15 protein-coding genes and 2 tRNA genes are annotated in these 16952 nt (G+C 68.7%); 12 read left to right on the forward strand and 5 right to left on the reverse strand.

Features of this window, described 5'->3' with window-relative positions; genetic code table 11:
• Positions 1–41: 41 nt before the first annotated feature.
• On the forward strand, positions 42–551 hold the full coding sequence (locus ACGFMK_RS26330) for a M48 family metallopeptidase (RefSeq protein ID WP_323332003.1): 510 nt from the start codon (positions 42–44) through the stop codon (positions 549–551).
• A 699-nt stretch (positions 552–1250) separates the two neighbouring features.
• Here ACGFMK_RS26330 and ACGFMK_RS26335 read toward each other — a convergent pair.
• Positions 1251–2609, reverse strand: coding sequence for a zinc-dependent metalloprotease (locus ACGFMK_RS26335; RefSeq protein WP_392768313.1), 1359 nt, complete (start codon positions 2607–2609; stop codon positions 1251–1253).
• Positions 2610–2710: 101 nt separating this feature from the next.
• Here ACGFMK_RS26335 and ACGFMK_RS26340 point away from each other — a divergent pair, with 101 nt between their 5' ends.
• Positions 2711–3826 carry a PDZ domain-containing protein gene (locus tag ACGFMK_RS26340; protein WP_392768316.1) on the forward strand — a complete coding sequence of 372 codons (1116 nt, stop codon included), beginning with the start codon at positions 2711–2713 and terminating at the stop codon, positions 3824–3826.
• Between the two features lie 22 nt (positions 3827–3848).
• Here ACGFMK_RS26340 and ACGFMK_RS26345 read toward each other — a convergent pair whose 3' ends face one another.
• Positions 3849–4400, reverse strand: a complete 552-nt coding sequence (locus tag ACGFMK_RS26345; protein WP_392768318.1) for a PPA1309 family protein — start codon at positions 4398–4400, stop codon at positions 3849–3851.
• Positions 4401–4544: 144 nt separating this feature from the next.
• Between ACGFMK_RS26345 and ACGFMK_RS26350 the strand changes: the two genes are divergently transcribed.
• Complete coding sequence (locus ACGFMK_RS26350; protein ID WP_392768321.1) at positions 4545–7535, forward strand: UPF0182 family protein; 2991 nt, start codon at positions 4545–4547, stop codon at positions 7533–7535.
• Between the two features lie 67 nt (positions 7536–7602).
• Positions 7603–7676: transfer RNA gene (locus ACGFMK_RS26355), tRNA-Met, on the forward strand.
• 130 nt (positions 7677–7806) lie between these two features.
• Here the strand turns inward: ACGFMK_RS26355 and ACGFMK_RS26360 are convergent.
• On the reverse strand, positions 7807–9228 hold the full coding sequence (locus ACGFMK_RS26360) for an FAD-dependent monooxygenase (protein WP_392768324.1): 1422 nt from the start codon (positions 9226–9228) through the stop codon (positions 7807–7809).
• 92 nt (positions 9229–9320) lie between these two features.
• Here ACGFMK_RS26360 and ACGFMK_RS26365 point away from each other — a divergent pair, with 92 nt between their 5' ends.
• The 8 genes from ACGFMK_RS26365 (at position 9321) to ACGFMK_RS26400 (ending at position 15264) form a co-directional block, all read left to right on the forward strand.
• Positions 9321–9899, forward strand: coding sequence for a TetR/AcrR family transcriptional regulator C-terminal domain-containing protein (locus ACGFMK_RS26365; protein ID WP_392768463.1), 579 nt, complete (start codon positions 9321–9323; stop codon positions 9897–9899).
• A 78-nt stretch (positions 9900–9977) separates the two neighbouring features.
• Positions 9978–10054, forward strand: a tRNA-Met gene (locus ACGFMK_RS26370).
• A gap of 379 nt (positions 10055–10433) precedes the next feature.
• On the forward strand, positions 10434–10934 hold the full coding sequence (locus tag ACGFMK_RS26375; RefSeq protein ID WP_392768327.1) for a PadR family transcriptional regulator: 501 nt from the start codon (positions 10434–10436) through the stop codon (positions 10932–10934).
• A 64-nt stretch (positions 10935–10998) separates the two neighbouring features.
• A complete protein-coding gene (gene prfB / locus ACGFMK_RS26380; RefSeq protein ID WP_392768329.1) occupies positions 10999–12102 on the forward strand; it encodes a peptide chain release factor 2 in 1104 nt (367 codons plus the stop codon).
• A gap of 111 nt (positions 12103–12213) precedes the next feature.
• Positions 12214–12903, forward strand: coding sequence for a cell division ATP-binding protein FtsE (ftsE, locus tag ACGFMK_RS26385; RefSeq protein WP_323332012.1), 690 nt, complete (start codon positions 12214–12216; stop codon positions 12901–12903).
• Between the two features lie 45 nt (positions 12904–12948).
• Positions 12949–13842 carry a permease-like cell division protein FtsX gene (gene ftsX / locus ACGFMK_RS26390; protein ID WP_323332013.1) on the forward strand — a complete coding sequence of 298 codons (894 nt, stop codon included), beginning with the start codon at positions 12949–12951 and terminating at the stop codon, positions 13840–13842.
• 46 nt (positions 13843–13888) lie between these two features.
• Entirely contained in the window at positions 13889–14371 is a 483-nt protein-coding gene (smpB, locus tag ACGFMK_RS26395; RefSeq protein ID WP_392768332.1) for an SsrA-binding protein SmpB, read from the forward strand.
• Positions 14368–15264, forward strand: a complete 897-nt coding sequence (locus ACGFMK_RS26400; protein WP_392768333.1) for an amidohydrolase family protein — start codon at positions 14368–14370, stop codon at positions 15262–15264. The genes smpB and ACGFMK_RS26400 overlap by 4 nt, the downstream gene beginning before the upstream one ends.
• Here ACGFMK_RS26400 and ACGFMK_RS26405 read toward each other — a convergent pair.
• Positions 15254–16588: an acyltransferase gene (locus ACGFMK_RS26405; protein WP_392768336.1), complete on the reverse strand. Its 1335-nt coding sequence runs from the start codon at positions 16586–16588 to the stop codon at positions 15254–15256. The genes ACGFMK_RS26400 and ACGFMK_RS26405 overlap by 11 nt on opposite strands.
• A gap of 110 nt (positions 16589–16698) precedes the next feature.
• Complete coding sequence (locus ACGFMK_RS26410) at positions 16699–16932, reverse strand: hypothetical protein (RefSeq protein WP_323332017.1); 234 nt, start codon at positions 16930–16932, stop codon at positions 16699–16701.
• Positions 16933–16952 lie beyond the last annotated feature (20 nt).

The following is a 16952-nucleotide window of genomic DNA, read 5'->3' on the forward strand; positions in this document are numbered from 1 at the left end:
AAACGAACCCCCCGTCGGACACACCTGAACACAAGGTCGAAGTGCGGCGCAGCCAGCGCCGGCACCGGACGGTCACCGCGTACTGGAACGACGACACGCTCGTCGTGCTGATCCCGGCGCGGATGACGAGGGCGGAGGAGAAACACTGGGTCGCCGAGATGGAGCGCAAGCTGCAGCGCTCGGAACCACGTCGGCCGGCGTCCCCCAAGGCGTCGGACGAAGCCCTGCTGGCGCGGTGCGCGCAGCTGTCGGGCAAGTACCTGGGCGGCACCGCGGTGCCGGCGAGCGTCCGCTGGGTGCCGCCGATGCGCACGAGGTGGGCGTCCTGCACCCCGGTCGACGCGACCATCCGGGTCAGCGACTTCCTGCGGAAGGTCCCGCCCTGGGTGCTGGACTACGTCCTGGTGCACGAGCTGGCGCACCTGCGCGAGCCCGGGCACGACGCGGCGTTCTGGGCGCTGGTGCAGCGGTACCCGAAAGCGGAACGCGCGATCGGGTACCTGGAAGGGCTGTCGGCGGCAGCCGGGTGGGGGATCTCCACCGAGGACTGACCGGCTGATGGTTCCGGACGGAACCGGGGTGATCCGCTGGTGCGGGTCACCCCGGTTGCGTCGGGGCGGGGTGGCGGCTTGTTGGCTCGGGTGCTTGGCATGGCGAGGCCGGGGCGGCTGGTTCGCGCGCCTGGATGGTTGGGGTTCGCGGGGCCAAGGCGGTCGTTCGCGTACCTGGGCGGACGACTCGCGTACCTAGCTGGACGACTCGCGTACCTGGTTGGACGACACGCTTACTCGGTTCGGACGACTCGCGTACCTGGTTGGACGACACGCGTACCTGGTTGGACGACACGCTTACTCGGTTAGGACGATCTGCGTACCTGGACGATCGGCCTCCGCGCCGGGGAGTCGGTTCGCGTACTTGGCTGGACGACTCGCCTGGCCAGGGGGGCTTGCGTACCTGGGCGGACGACTCGTGTGCCTGGCTGGACGACTCGCGTAGCCAGAGGGACGACTCGCGTACCTGGATGGACGACACGTGTGCCCGGAGGGTCGGCTTGTGTGATTGGGAGGTCGACTCGTGTGATTGGGGGGTCGACACGGCGGGTGGGCGGGGATGCAGAACCGGGGGGGGCGCCCCCCGCGGCCCCCCGGGGGTGGGAAAGGTTGGGGGTTGGGTGGGAGGGGGGCGGGGGGGGGGGGGGGGCGCGCGGCCCCCCCCCCGCCCGCCCCCCCCCCCCCCCCCCCCGGTTCTGCTTACGGTTTGGGGTTGTCGTCGTCGGTGGACGGCGGGTCTGCCTTTTCTCGCTCTTCGCGTTCGGTGCGCTCCAGCTCGGCGATCGGGTCCAGGTCGTCCAGGGAACCGGCCTCGCCGACTCGCGCCGAGAAGTCCAAGGGCTCGTCCAGGTCCTCGGCCGTCGGCATCAGGTCCGGGTGGGACCACAGGGCGTCGCGCTTCTCGATGCCGTGCTGTTCGCCCACCATGTTCCAGAGCGTCGACGCCGCGCGCATGCGGCGGGGGCGCAGCTCCAGGCCCACCAGGGTGGCGAACGTCTGCTCGGCCGGACCACCGGTCGCGCGGCGGCGGCGGAGGGTCTCGCGCAGGGCGTCCGCACCCGGGAGGCGATCACCGACCGCCTCGGCGACCACCACGTCGACCCAGCCCTCGACCAGGGCCAGCAGGGTCTCCAGGCGGTTCAGCGCGCCCTTCTGCTCCTCGGTCGTCTGCGGCTCCAGGAGCCCGGACGACATGGCCTCTTCGATGCTCGCCGGGTTCGCCGGGTCGATCTGGCCGGCCAGGGACTCCAGCGCCGACGTGTCGACCGAGATCCCGTGGGCGAACTCCTCGACCGTCGCCAGCAGCCGCTGGCGCAGCCACGGCACGTGCGTGAAGAGCCGCTGATGGGCCGCTTCGCGGGCGGCCAGGAACACGAGGATCTCGCTGTTCGGCAGCTCCAGGCCCTCGGCGAACTTCTCGATGTTCGCCGGCAGCAGCGCCGACGTCCCCGCCGGGGCCAGCGGCAGGCCGATCTCGCTGGAGGTCAGCATCTCCGACGCGAGCTGGGCCAGCGCGCTGCCGAGCTGGGAGCCGAAGGCCATCCCGCCCATCTGCCCCATCATCTGCATCAGGGGGCCGGCGGCCTGCTTGGCCTCCTCCGGCAGCGCCTGCATCCATGCGCCCGAGATCTGCTGGGCGACCGGGTCGCAGAGCCGCTGCCACGTCGGCAGGGTCTTCTCCACCCAGGTGCGCGGCGACCAGGCGACCGTCGACGTCGCGCCCGCGGGCAGGAACGTCGCGGGGTCGAGCCACATCTCCGCGAGGTGGGCGGCGTCGCGCACGGCGGCGTTCGAGTCGTCTCCGCCCGAGAACCCGAGCTTGCTCTCGCCGGTGTTGCCGGCGCTGCCCAGGTTCTGCAGGGCGATCTGCTTGGCGAGGTCGTAGTTCACCGGCCCGCTGGAAGTACCGGCCTGACTGAGCATCTGGCCCAGTTGGCTCAGCATCTGACCGAGCTGGTTGAAGGCCTCGGCGCCGGACTGCTGCCCGCCCTCCGAGGGATCGTTCTCACCTCGTTTGTCGGGATCGGAAGGTCCGAAGCCGAACGGGGGTTTGCTCATGGGTCCACCGTACGCGGGTCGGGCGCCCCGGAGCGCGTCAACCGGACCCATGTGCGTGGCCTTCACCGAGAAGCGAACACGGTCACCGTACGCTGTCGGGCGTGACCAAGTCCTCCGAGGAGCGCACCGAGACCGCCCCCGCCGCAAGCCTGCCGGAACCGCCGCCGGAGCAGGCCGGGGAGGCCCGGCGGATGACCCGCCGCGGCTGGACGCTCGTGGTCAGCGGCTCGCTGTTCCTGGTGTTCGTCGTGCTCGGCTCGGTCGTGCCGGTGCCGTTCGTGGCGATCAGCCCGGGCCCGACCTACGACACGCTCGGTCGCGACGCGGCCGGCAACCCGGTCATCCAGGTCGCCGGTCACCAGACCTTCCAGACCACCGGCGAGCTGCGGATGACGACCGTCTCCCTGCACGACGGCGTCACCCTGTTCCAGGGCCTCGGCTTCTGGGCGAGCGGCCGGTACGCGCTGGCGCCGCGCGAGGAGTACTTCAAGCCGGGCGAGACCAACGAACAGGTCAAGCAGGAGAACATCCAGCAGCTGCAGGACTCGCAGACCAACGCCCAGGTCGCCGCGCTGCGCAAGCTCGGCTACCCGGTGAAGGTGGTGGCGAAGGAGATCGTGTCCGGCAGCCCCGCCGACCACGTGCTCGCGCCGGGCGACAAGCTGATCACGGTCAACAACAAGAAGGTCGCCGAGGCCGGGGACGTCCGGGCCGCGCTGGCCGGCACCCTGCCCGGGCAGACCGTCCAGATCACCTTCCAGTCCGACGGCCAGCCGGAGCGGACCGTGCCGCTCACCCTCGCCTCGCGCCCGGACCGCAAGGAGGGCTTCATCGGCCTCACCGCGGTCGACCGCGCCGACGCGCCGTTCAACGTGACGATCTCGCTGCAGGACGTCGGCGGCCCGTCGGCCGGGCTCATGTTCACCCTCGCGATCATCGACCGGCTCCAGACCGGCGACCTGGCCGGCGGGCGGCACATCGCCGGCACCGGAGAGATCACCGAGACGGGTGAGGTCGACCCGATCGGCGGGATCTCGTTCAAGGTCGTCGGCGCCCGGGAAGCCGGCGCGACCGACTTCCTCGTGCCCGAGCACAACTGCGCCGAGGCCAAGACCACCGCGCCGGCCGGGCTGAACCTCATCAAGGTGTCCACACTGGACGACGCGCTCGCCCAGCTGGCCAACCTCAAGGCGGGACGGCCGACCGCGTCGTGCTGAGCGGCCGGGCATCCCGTGGCCGTCAGGGCAGCAGTGTCGCCTTCAGCGCTTCGATCAGGTTCGGGGCCAGGTCGGGACTTTCCACGATCTCGTCGACGCTCTCGTCGCCGTCCTCGGCTGTGCCGATCCCGCGCAGGCGCATGACGCACGCGCGCTCACCGTCACGCAGCACCGCGGCCACCAGCCGGGCTTCGGTCCGCTGCGGGTGGTCGGCGGCGGCGCGCCGCAGGCTGTCCGCGTCCGCCTCGGCGACGTCCGGCAGCTCCGACTCCGAGCCCGGCGGCAGCACGATGATCTCCTGCGCCAGCGCGCACCCGATCACCAGATCGGGCCAGGCGATCCGGCCCAGGGCCTCGGCCAAGTCGCCGTCGGGCAGCGCCTCCTGGGCGACCGGCGTCAGCGGGTTGGCCCGGTCCAGCTGCCCGGCCAGCTCCGGCTGCTCGTCCAGCAGCGCCGCCGTCGGCACCAGAGCGAACAGCTGCGGCGGCTGGTCCCAGCCGGCCGCGGCCATGAAGTCCTCGATCTCACGGGCGAGGGCGGCGACACCGGGGACGGCCGGGTGCGGTTCGTTCATGCGCACATGGTGGCAGGCGCCCCTCGCGACGCCGTCGCGAGTCCGGTTTGGGCGGGTCCCGGGAACTTCACCCGGCATCCGTAGAGTTAGGGAATCAGGGGGCGCTCGCGCCTCCGCAAGCATTGACGAAGACAGGAGCGTGTCGTGGCGACTCGGCCCCCGGTGAGCCTGCCGAAGCTGTCCCGGCGCAGCCGGATCCTCCTCATCATCGCCGCGGTGATCGTGCTCGCGCTGTTGCTGGGGGCCCGCCTGCTGGACACGTACGTCGACTGGCTGTGGTTCGGCGAGGTCGGCGCGCGGTCGGTGTTCACCACCCAGGTGATCACGCGCGTCATCTTGTTCTTCGCCGTCGGGTTGCTCGTCGGCGGCGCCCTCGCGATCAGCCTGATGATCGCCTACCGCACCCGCCCGGTCTTCGTGCCGATCTCCGGCGCCGACGACCCGCTGGCGCGCTACCGCTCGGCGATCGTCGCCCGGATCCGGCTCTTCGGCATCGGCATCCCGGTGCTGACCGGCCTGATCGCCGGCCTGTCCGCCCAGGGTGACTGGCAGGTCGTGCAGCTGTTCCTCAACGGCACCTCCTTCGGCCAGACCGATCCCGAGTTCGGCAACGACGTCGGCTTCTACGCCTTCAGCCTGCCCTTCTGGAACTGGCTGCTCGGCTGGCTGTTCATCACCGTCGTCATCTCCTTCTTCGGCGCGCTGATCTCGCACTACGTCTTCGGCGGCATCCGGCTCGCCGGCAAGGGCGGCCAGCTCGCCGGCCCGACCCGCGCGCAGCTCGCCATCACGGTCGGCCTCTTCGTGCTCCTGAAGGCCGCCGAGTACTTCTTGGACCGGTACAACCTGCTGTTGTCCGACCGGGGCGCGCCGCTGTTCATCGGCGCCACCTACACGGACCTGAACGCGGTCCTGCCCGCCAAGCTGATCCTGCTGTGCATCTCGGTGATCTGCGCGATCGCGTTCTTCGCCGGCGCGTTCCTGCGCAACCTGCAGCTGCCGGCCATCGCCCTGGTGCTGCTGATCCTGTCGAGCATCCTGGTCGGCGTCGCCTGGCCCGCCATCCTCGACCAGTTCTCGGTGAAGCCGAACGCGAACGAGAAGGAAGCGACGTCCATCCAGCGCAACATGGACGCCACCCGCAAGGCGTTCGGCCTGACCGACGTCCAGTACCAGCAGTACTCGGGCAAGTCCGACGCGACCGCGAGCGAGGTCAAGTCCGACACCGGGACGATGTCGAACATCCGGCTGCTCGACCCGAACGTCCTTTCCGACACGTTCACCCAGCGCGTCGGCCGGGAGAACTTCTACGGCTTCCCGGCCAAGCTGGACATCGACCGCTACACCGTCGGCGGCACCACGCAGGACTACATCGTCGCGGCCAAGGAGATCAAGACCGAGGGCCTGACCGGCAACCAGACCAGCTGGATCAACAAGCACCTCGTCTACACCCACGGCAACGGCTTCGTCGCCGCCCCGGCCAACACGATCGACCGCGCGGTCAAGGACGCCAACTCCGACGGCGGCTACCCGATCGCCACCACCAGCGACACCCAGAACCCGACCGGCGCCGGCGCCAACGGCAGCGCCCCCGGCATCGAGGTCAAGCAACCCCGCATCTACTACGGCGAGCTGTCCGCCGCGGACTCCGACTACGCCATCGTCGGCGGCACGTCGGGCAACGCGCCCGGCGAGTACGACACCGCCACCGACCGCTACACCTACAAGGGCACCGGCGGCGTCCCGATCGACAACTGGTTCAACCGCCTTGCCTTCGCCGCCGAATACGGGGAACGCAACATCCTGTTCTCCGACGCCATCGGCGACAACTCCAAGATCATGTACAACCGCGACCCGCGCGAGCGCGTCAGCAAGGTCGCGCCGTGGCTGACCCTCGACGGCGACCCGTACCCGGCGGTCGTCGACGGCAAGATCCAGTGGATCATCGACGGCTACACCACCATCAACAACTTCCCGTACTCGCAGCAGACGCAGCTCGGCGCGGCCACCAACGACTCCCTCAACGGCGTCGCCCGCCAGGGCAACAGCTCCATCAACTACATCCGGAACTCGGTCAAGGCCACGGTCGACGCCTTCAACGGCACCGTGAACCTGTATTCGATCGACGACAACGAACCGGTCCTCAACGCCTGGGAGAAGGTCTTCCCCGGACTCGTGAAACCCAGCTCCGAGATCTCCCCGGACCTGCGGTCCCACTTCCGGTACCCCGAAGACCTCTTCAAGATCCAGCGTGAGCTCCTGTCCCGCTACCACGTGAGCAACCCGCAGGAGTTCTACTCCCAGCAGGCCTTCTGGAGCGTCCCGCAGGACCCGACGGCCGAAGGCGGCGCCAACCCGGCCGCGGCCGGCGCCGCCAACCAGCCCGGTTACTACGTCCTCGCCGACACCCCGGGCCAGACGAAACCGACGTTCCAGCTGACCAGCTCCCTCACCGGCCTCCAACGCCAGTACCTCGCGTCCTGGATGACGGTGTCCTCCGATCCGCAGGACTACGGCAAGATCCGCGTCCTCCAGCTACCCAGCGCGGCCACCGGAGCCACCCAGGTCGACGGCCCGGTCCAGGTCCAGAACCGGTTCCAGAGCGATCCACGCGTCGCACAGGACCGCACGCTGTTCAACAACCCCAACGTCATCCCCATCTACGGCAACCTGATCACGCTGCCGGTCGCCGAAGGGTTCCTCTACGTCGAACCCGTCTACATCCGGCAGCGCAACCAGAACAGCTACCCACAGCTGGCCCGCGTTCTCGTGTCGTACGGACCCAAGGTCGGCTACGGCGCGACCCTCCAGGAAGCCCTCGACCAGGTCTTCGGCGCCGGCACCGGCGCGGCCACCACCACACCGCCCCAGGCCGGCCAGCCGACGACCACCCCGACGACGACGCCGACCACCACCCCGCCCAACACCGGCGGCGGCAACGCGGCCCTCGACAAGGCCGCCGCCGACATCGAATCGGCCATCACCAAACTCCAGGCCGCCCAGAAATCCGGCAACTTCGCCGACCAGGGCGCGGCCCTGGCCGCCCTCGACGCCGCCGCGAAGGCCTACCAGGCAGCCAAGGCGCAACCGGCCACGACACCCACGACGACACCCACCAGCCAGCCCGGCGGGTGACGTCCATTACCCAACGGCCCCCTGCTTTGCGCCTCCCGGAAACCAAGGCGTAAAGTAGGGGACACGACGCGGGGTGGAGCAGCTCGGTAGCTCGCTGGGCTCATAACCCAGAGGTCGCAGGTTCAAATCCTGTCCCCGCTACGGATGCAGGAGGCGTGTGCGGACATTCTGTCCGCCGCGCCTCCTTCGCATTTGTCCTGGGGGTCGAACCCCCAGACCCCCGCCAGGGGGGCTTCGCCGCCCCTGGACCCCCCGGTGTCTGGCTGGGTTCTCAGGTGAGCCAGCCTTTCGTTTCTCCTGTTGTGTTTGCTAGGTAGCCGTCTGGGCGGACCAAGATTCTTGTCAGGTCTGGCCAGGGGAGGGTTGGAGTTACTGCCACTTTCACTTCTGGGTGGGGTTTTTCTGTGGGGGTTGTTGTCAGTAGGACGAAGGTTCCTTTGTGGAACCAGGTGCTTGCGCGGCCTTCTTTAGTTTTGAAGTCTGGTAGGCGGGTTCCTGTGGCTGGGTGGGCGTCTTCCTTCCTTGCGTAGTTGATGCTTAGGCCTGAGACCAGGCCTGACAAGTAGTGTTGGGTCTCGGGGAGTTCGGACATTGCTCTGAAGATTGTTCGTAGGGCCAGTAGTTCTGGGGTTGCGGGGATCAGGGCTGATTGGGCTGCTACGTTTTGGACTACTGCTTCTGCTACTGGGCGGCGTTCTCGTTCGTATGTGTCCAGTAGGGCTTCTGGGGCTCTTTTCCTTAGTTCTGCTGCCAGTTTCCAGCCCAGGTTCATGGCGTCTTGTACTCCCAGGTTCAGGCCTTGGCCTCCTGCTGGGAAGTGGGTGTGGGCCGCGTCGCCTGCCAAGAGGACTCGGCCCACCTTGTAGCTTGCGGCCAGTCTTGAGTCGTCTCCGAAGCGGGAGGCCCAGCGGATCTCCTTGATCTTTGCCTCTTTGCCGTAGGCCTTGGTGATCGCTGTTTCCACTTCTTCGTCTGTCACCTCTGCTCGGAGGTTCCTGGGGCGGTTCAGGCGGTCTCCGTAGGCCAGGCGGTACAGGTTTGGTTCGGACAGGGGGATCAGGCCCGTGTACCTGCCTATGCCGTCCGTGGTGACGATGTTGCGCATCGAACGCCACTTGTCCTGGGCTCCTCGTGGGGAGGTCTCGAACAGGACGTCTGCTACCACGCCGTGGCCTCGGCCGTCGATTCCTTCGAACGGCAGTCCCAGTGCTTTGCGGACCGTGCTTCTGCCGCCGTCGCAGCCCGCCAAGTAGGACGCCCGGATTCGGGTGTCTGCCGTGGTGACTGTGACGCCGTCGGCGTCCTGGGTGAACGCCGTCAGCTCTTGGCCTCTGAGGACCTTTGTGCCCTGCTCGGTCAGGCGCTCCTCCAGGGCTGCTTCCACCTGGGCCTGGGGGATGGCCAGCTGGTAGGGGTGGCGCGTGTCCCAGCTCGCGTAGCTCACCGGGATCATCGCGAAGTGGCCCTCGGGCACCGTGGCGAACGATCGCTCTTCAGCTCTGCCCAGCAGGCCTCGCAGGTCCAGGACCTCGGCTGTGCGTGGTTGGAGGTTCAGGGCCTTCGACAGGCCCGTGCGCTTCGGCAGGCGCTCCAGTACCACGACGTCCACGCCGGCGAGGGCCAGCTCGTTCGCCAGCATCAAGCCCGTTGGGCCTGCTCCGGCGATCACCACCTCGGTCTGCAGCTTGTTCACGGGATCCCCTTAACAACGTTAAATTGACGTGTCCCGAGGGTGCCCTTAACATCGTTAAGCTGTCAAGCGTGGAAGCTGAGGAGACCCTCATCATGGCCCTGACCAGGCGGGACATCGCCCGTGCCGGGCTGAAGCTGCTCAACGAGGTCGGCCTGAACGGGCTCACCTTGCGGCTCATCGCCGCCGAGCTCGGCGTCAAGGCGCCGGCGCTCTACTGGCACATGAAGAACAAGCAGGAACTGCTCGACGAGATGGCGACGCAGATGTACGCCGACGCCGACCGGGAGCCGCCGGAGCCACTGGGGGAGTGGGAGACGGTCGCCTACCGGGCCCGGGCGGCGCGCCGGATGATGCTGGCCTACCGCGACGGCGGGAAGGTCTTCGCCGGGACCTACCTCGGCGACCTGAGCCTGGTCGGGGCGCACCCGTTCCGCCGGAGCATCGACGCCGGGCTGGACGAGCGGCGGGCGGACCAGGTGCTCTTCACCGTCTACAGCTTCGTCGTCGGGTTCACCATCGAAGAGCAGGCCGTCTACCCCGTGCCCGGGCAGTTGGACGAGCGTTACCGCGGGGCGCTGGGCGGCTCGGTGCTGAGAGATGTCGACGCGCGCTTCGAGGACGGCCTGGCGATCGTCCTCGGTGGCGCCCGCCAGTGGCTCGGGCAGGCATAACGCCTGGTCAGCGGCTTTCGGCACCCCCCTGTGAACGTCTTGAACGCACCGTGTAATCTTTCTCAAGTACCACAACGGCGCGGGGTGGAGCAGCTCGGTAGCTCGCTGGGCTCATAACCCAGAGGTCGCAGGTTCAAATCCTGTCCCCGCTACCACCAGGAGGCGCGTTCTCGGGAAACCGGGAACGCGCCTCTTTTGTCATGCCCGGACGACTTTCGCTGCCGACTCTTCCGCGAAACTGTCGAATCGCGACGGATTCCGTCAGATGAACTCCGGTTGCCGGTGGTTGCGGTGCGTGTCCACAGTGGGCCAGCCGGGGAGGGTCGCTGCGGGAACTCACCTGCCTGGTGGTTGCGAGGGCCGTCCGGATGCGGCTGGTCGGACCAATGTGGCGCCACGGTGGTAGCGCTGCGTGTCCGAGGTCCACTGTGGACCAGAGCGGATTGGGCCGAACGAGGGGATCTCACTAGCCACAATGGACAGATCCGCTGACCACTGTGGACACAGACGCCGATAAGTGGGAATGTAGAGGGCGTGTCCGAATTGAATGCAACAGCCGCCGCCCTGCTCGGTCTGCTCCACGACGGTCCTGCCACCGGCGGGCAGCTCGTCGCGGGCGCCGGTGAGCGCTTCGGTGCCTTCTTCAGCGTCACCCGCAGTCAGGTGTACCGGGAGCTCCCGGCGCTGTCCAAGGAAGGCCTCGTCCGGCTCGGCAAGCAGGGCCCGCGCTCCAGCCAGCAGTACCTGATCACCGCGGCCGGCAAGAAGGCCTTCAAGGCCTGGCTGACGTCCGAGGCCGGTCCCGACCACCTCCGCAGCCCGCTGATCCTGCGGCTCGTGCACGCCGGGTCGTTGACGGCGAAGCAGCGCGGGGCGCTCCTCGAGTCGGCTCGCACCAGCTACGGCCAGCAGCTCGACGACGCGAAGACGGCCACGAAGTCGGCCGAAGGTCCCTACGAAAAGGCCGTCGCCGAGTTCGCCCAGGCTCAGGCCAAGGCCGCGCTGAAGCTGCTCGACGCCATCCCGTCGGCCTGAGGTTCACCCCGCCCACGACCGGTGCTCGCGACCGGTCGTGGGTTTTGCCGTAACCTCGACAAACGTGAGTGATGAGTTCGACGCGGCATTGAAGGACCTGACCGGCAAGCTGACGCAGATCGAGTCGGTGATGGACCTCGACTCGTTGCGCGCGCAGGTGGCCGACCTGGAGCAGCAGGCTTCGAGCCCCAACCTCTGGGACGACCCGGAGGCGGCGCAGAAGGTGACGAGTCAGCTGTCCCACCGCCAGGGCGAGCTGCGCCGGGTCAGCGAGCTGCGCCAGCGGCTCGACGACCTGGGCGTGCTCTACGAGCTCTCCGAGGCCGAGGGTGACGTCGGCAGCATGGCCGAGGCCGAGGGCGAGCTGACCGATCTCGGCAAGGCCATCGACGGCCTCGAGGTCCGTACCCTGCTCTCCGGCGAGTACGACGACCGCAACGCCGTCGTCACCATCCGCTCCGAGGCCGGCGGCGTCGACGCCGCGGACTTCGCCGAGATGCTGCTCCGCATGTACCTGCGCTGGGCGGAGCGCCACGGCTACCCGACCGACGTCTACGACATCTCCTACGCCGAAGAAGCGGGGATCAAGTCGGCGACCTTCAAGGTCACCGCCCCCTACGTCTACGGCACCCTCTCGGTCGAGCAGGGCACCCACCGGCTCGTCCGGATCTCGCCGTTCGACAACCAGAGCCGCCGCCAGACCTCCTTCGCGCACGTCGAGGTGCTGCCCGAGGTCGAAGAGGTCGACCACGTCGACATCGCGGAGAAGGACATCCGCGTCGACGTCTACCGGTCGTCCGGCCCGGGTGGGCAGAGCGTCAACACGACCGACTCCGCGGTGCGCATCACGCACCTGCCGACCGGCATCGTCGTCTCCTGCCAGAACGAGAAGTCGCAGCTGCAGAACAAGGCCGCCGCGCTGAAGGTCCTCCAGGCCCGGCTGATGCTGCGCAAGAAGGAAGAGGAGCGCGCCGAGATGGACGCGCTCAAGGACGGCGGCTCCAGCTGGGGCAACCAGATGCGCTCCTACGTGCTGCACCCGTACCAGATGGTCAAGGACCTGCGGACCGACTTCGAGGTCGGCAACCCGTCGGCGGTGCTCGACGGTGAGATCGACGGCTTCCTCGACGCCGGCATCCGCTGGCGGAAGCAGTCGGCGGCCGTTTAACGGCGCAAGGGGTGTTCGCGTGACCGCTCACCGTGCGCAAACGCCCCTTGCTCCACCCGGGTGGCACAGGCAACCGGGGCTTCACGAGACCGGTGGGTAGTATGCCGAATCGTGATCCGGCTCGAAGAGGTTTCCAAGGTCTACAAGACCTCGACGCGGCCCGCGCTCGAGCGGGTGTCCGTCGACATCGAAAAGGGTGAGTTCGTCTTCCTCATCGGTCCCTCGGGATCGGGGAAGTCGACCTTCCTCCGGCTGCTGCTGCGCGAAGAGACGCCGAGCAAGGGCCGCGTGATGGTGTCCAACTTCGACGTCGCCAAGCTGGCCCGCCGCCGGGTCCCCCGCCTGCGGCAGACCATCGGCTGCGTCTTCCAGGACTTCCGCCTGCTGGCCAACAAGACCGTCGCCGAGAACGTCGCGTTCGCCCTCGAGGTCATCGGCAAGCCCGGCCCGACCATCAAGAAGGTCGTCCCCGAGGTGCTCGAGCTCGTCGGCCTCGACGGCAAGGCGGACCGGCTGCCCAACGAGCTCTCCGGTGGTGAGCAGCAGCGCGTCGCGATCGCGCGCGCGTTCGTGAACCGGCCGCTGGTGCTGCTCGCCGACGAGCCGACCGGGAACCTGGACCCCGACACCAGCCAGGACATCATGCTGTTGCTGGAGCGGATCAACCGCACCGGCACGACCGTCCTGATGGCGACCCACGACCACGGCATCGTGGACTCCATGCGGCGCCGTGTCGTCGAGCTGCAGCTCGGCCGGGTGGTCCGCGACGACGCCCGCGGCGTCTACGGCATCGGCCGCTGACCGCCCACCCCCGCACGCCCCCGACCCCAAGGATCTGCACCCGACATGCGCGCCAGTTTCGTCTTCAGTGAGGTAATCACCGGCCTGCGCCGGAACATCACGATGACCATCGCGATGATGCTGACCACGGCCGTGTCGCTCGCCATGCTCGGCGGCGGCCTGCTGGCCGTGCGGACGATCGACAAGATGAAGTCCAACTTCCTCGCCGACGTCGAGGTTTCGGTCTACCTCACCGACGACATCAGCGCGAACGACAAGAACTGCACCCAGTCGCTCTGCCAGTCGCTGCGTTCGGACCTGCAGGGCAACGACGGTGTCGAGTCGGTCGTGTTCGAGAACCGCGACCAGGCCTTCGATCGGTTCAAGAAGATCTTCGAGAGCCAGCCCGAGCTGGTGGCCCTCACCGGTCCCGAGTCCCTGCCCGCTTCGCTGCACGTGAAGCTGAAGGACCCGGACCGCAGCGAGTCGATCGTGCAGGCCTACAGCACCAAGCCGGGCGTGCGGAAGGTCGACGACCAGAAGAAGTTCCTCGACCGCGTGTTCAACGCCTTCAACGGTGTCCGGAACATGGCCTTCGGTGCCGCGCTCATCATGGCCATCGCCGCGCTGCTGCTGATCGCGAACACGATCCAGGTGTCCGCGTTCACCCGGCGCACCGAGGTCGGGATCATGCGGCTGGTCGGCGCGACGCGCTGGTACACGCAGCTGCCGTTCCTCCTGGAGGCGGTGGTCGCCGGCGTGGTCGGCGCGGTCCTCGGGATCATCATGCTGGTGCTCACCAAGGCGAGCTTCCTCGACTCGGTGTTCACCGGTGACGTGTTCCCGAAGATCACCATGCTGGAACTGCTGTTCCCGGTCGCGCCGATCCTGCTCGGGGTGTCCGTGGTGATCTCCGCCCTCACCGGTTACGTCACGCTCCGCCTGTACGTCCGGCACTAGTTTTAACCAGCTGCTCGTCGTTTCGAGAATCACGTAGAGTGGTCGTATGCCCAAGGAACGTGGCCAGAAGGTGATCGTGTCGAACCGCAAGGCGCGGCACGATTACTCCATTCTCGACACCTACGAGGCCGGTCTCGTGCTCGTCGGCACCGAGGTGAAGAGCCTGCGCGAGGGCAAGGCGTCCCTGGCGGACGCGTTCGCGACCGTCGACGACGGCGAAGTCTGGCTGCGCAACGTGCACATCCCGGAGTACACGCAGGGTACGTGGACCAACCACACCCCGCGGCGCACCCGGAAGCTGCTGCTGCACCGGCGGGAGATCGAGAAGCTCATCGGCAAGACCAAGGAGAGCGGGCTCTCGCTGGTGCCGCTGTCGATGTACTTCAAGGACGGCAAGGTCAAGGTCGAAATCGCGCTGGCGAAGGGCAAGAAGGCCTACGACAAGCGGCAGACGCTGGCCAAGCGCGACGCCGAGCGGGACATCAGCAAGGCGATGGGACGCGCGCTGAAGGGCCGGTTCACGGAGTGACGGCGGGGCCTGCCGGCGACGCCGACGTCGCGCGCTGGACGTCTGCGCTCGGCCTGCCGGGCCTGGTGGACCTGCACGTCCACTTCCTGCCGAAACCGGTGATGGACAAGGTCTGGGCGTACTTCGACCGGGCCACCACGCACTACGGCACCGAGTGGCCGGTGCACTACCGCACCGACGAGCAGGACCGGATCGCCACGCTGAAGACCCTCGGCGTGACCCGGTTCGCGCCGCTCGTCTACCCGCACAAGCCGGGAATGGCGCAGTGGCTGACCGAGTGGGCGCTGGAGTTCGCGTCGCGGGTGCCGGACGCCGTGCCGACCGGGACGTTCTACCCGGAGCCGGGCGCGGGGTCCGCTGTGGACAGTGCGCTGCGGGCCGGTGCGAAGGTGTTCAAGGCGCACGTGCAGGTCGGCGCGTACGACCCGCGTGACGAGCAGCTGACGCCGGTGTGGGGCGCGCTGGCCGACGCGGGCGTGCCCGTGGTCGTCCACTGTGGACACGGTCCGTTGCGGGGCGACTTCACCGGGTTGCGGGTGTTCGAAGAAGTCCTGGCCCGGCACCCGAACCTGACGGCGGTGCTGGCGCACTCGGCGATGCCGGAGTTCGGCGCCGCGTTCGACCTGCTCGCCAGGTACCCGCGGGTGCACCTCGACACGACGATGGTCGGGGTGCCGTTCGCCGAGGCGATGTCGCCGTTGCCGCCGGACTGGACGTCGCGGCTGGCGGACGTCGCCGATCGCGTCGTGCTGGGCACCGACTTCCCGAACATCCCGTACTCCTACGCGACACAGCTGCAGGCGATCGCCGGCTGGGCCGCCGACGATCGCCTGGGGGAGCCGTTCCTGCGGGCCGTCCTGCACGACACCCCGCTGCGGTTGCTCAACGCCTGACGGTGGCCCGTTCCGAGACGGCGACCGCGCGGCCCAGCAGCCGGGTGCCCAGGTCCGTCACCGGGAGGTGCTTGCCCGCCAACAGGAACCCCGCCGTGGCGAGCACCACCCACGGCACCGGGCCGTGCGCTATCCCGTCCGACAGCGGCGCGAAGCCGTGGGCGGCGAGGCCGAGCAGGCCACCCGACACCATCAGCCCGGCCACGATCAGCTGCGGCAGCTTCGCGGTGACGGCGAACGCGTCACGCTGCGTCTCGAAGTGGGCGAACAGCCGCAGCAGGCCCAGCAGGACCATGCCGCACACGGCGAACCACGCGGGCGCCATGACCAGCCAGAGCAGCGATCCCGGCGCCGGGGTTTCGTAGCCGAGGCCGTAGACCGTCACGCCCGCCACCACGATCAGCGCCGGCATGTGCCACAGGTAGACGCTCATGAACCGCGCGCCCAGCCAGCTGAGCGCGTTCCCGATCCCCGGCCGCTCGGCCAGGGCGTTGAGCTGCGGGCGGAAGGCGAGCAGCAGGCCGATCTGGCCGACGGCGAGGAAGGCGAGCAGCACGGTCGGCGGGCTCATGTTCGACACCGGCGCCCCCGGCATGCCGATCATGCTGGCCGGGTAGGGGCCGAACGCGACCATCAGCGCGGTGACGCCGAAGCCGGCGGCCGAGAGCGTCAGCGCGCCGCGACGGGTCAGCGAGCCGAGCCGGCCTTCGACGTAGTGGAAGCCGAGCTGGTGCACCGCGACCCAGACGAAGATCGCGTTGGCGTAACCGATGTAGCCGAGGTCGTTGAAGCGCGCGACGTCGACGAGCACGCCCGCCACGGCCATCACCAGCGGAACCTTGAGGCCCCAGCGGCGGTGTGCGGCGACCATCACCGGCGTGAGCAGCACGACCAGGACGTACACCGCGAGGAACCACAGCAGCTGCGCGGCGATCGCGCTGCCGACCTGCAACGGCTGCGGCGGAACCCCCAGGCCGCGCAGGAAGTCCGGCACGACCAGCCAAACGGCCATCAGCGGCAGCACCGGCACCATCAGGCGCCGGATTCGCGCGGCGAGCCACTTGCGCGGCGACTCGGCCCGGCGCAGCGAGATGAGGTTGGCGGCGCCCCCGGCGAAGAAAACGAGGGGCATCACCTGCGACAGCCAGGTGACGACCCACCAGCCCGGCGTCGCCAGCGCGTTGCCGGTGCTGAGGTTGCCGTCGGAGTAGGAGAGCACCGGCATGACCCAGTGCTGGGTGATGACGGCGAGGATGGCCCCCGCCCGGACGACGTCGAGAAACCTGTCCCGGCCGCCTCGTGCGACCCCCTGGCTTGTCTGCATGCAGTAGAGCTTGGCCGCATCGACCTGCGGGAACAGCGGTGCTGACCGCCCTCTTCGGGGTCCTGTTCACCCCCGCGCCCTGCGGGGGTTCTCCCTACCCCCGGACGGCCTCAGGACTCCCGGATGCCGTCGGGTTCGGCTTCACTGCGCGAAGGCGCGGCGACCCGGTACTCCCAGCCGTCTTCGGTGAGGCCGAGCTCGTAGCGCGTCTCGATCTTCGGGCCGGCGTGCAGGTGGATGTGCCGGATGACGGTGCCGGGCACCGGCTCGGCGTCCCCGAGCTCCTGGACCCGGCCGTCGAGCGGACCGCCGAAGAAGCGGACGCAGCGGGTTTCGTCGGACATCCGCGCGCTCCTCTCTCCCG

The organism is Amycolatopsis sp. NPDC049252 (assembly GCF_043197175.1).
GTDB lineage: Bacteria > Actinomycetota > Actinomycetes > Mycobacteriales > Pseudonocardiaceae > Amycolatopsis.

Bases quoted from the DNA above. Each gene is read 5' to 3' on its own strand.
- ACGFMK_RS26345 (WP_392768318.1), bottom strand. From the start codon at position 4,400: ATGAACGAACCGCACCCGGCCGTCCCCGGTGTCGCCGCCCTCGCCCGT.
- ACGFMK_RS26335 (WP_392768313.1), bottom strand. From the start codon at position 2,609: ATGAGCAAACCCCCGTTCGGCTTCGGACCTTCCGATCCCGACAAACGA.
- ACGFMK_RS26365 (WP_392768463.1), top strand. From the start codon at position 9,321: ATGGCCCTGACCAGGCGGGACATCGCCCGTGCCGGGCTGAAGCTGCTC.
- ACGFMK_RS26405 (WP_392768336.1), bottom strand. From the start codon at position 16,588: ATGCAGACAAGCCAGGGGGTCGCACGAGGCGGCCGGGACAGGTTTCTC.
- ACGFMK_RS26410 (WP_323332017.1), bottom strand. From the start codon at position 16,932: ATGTCCGACGAAACCCGCTGCGTCCGCTTCTTCGGCGGTCCGCTCGAC.
- ftsX (WP_323332013.1), top strand. From the start codon at position 12,949: ATGCGCGCCAGTTTCGTCTTCAGTGAGGTAATCACCGGCCTGCGCCGG.
- smpB (WP_392768332.1), top strand. From the start codon at position 13,889: ATGCCCAAGGAACGTGGCCAGAAGGTGATCGTGTCGAACCGCAAGGCG.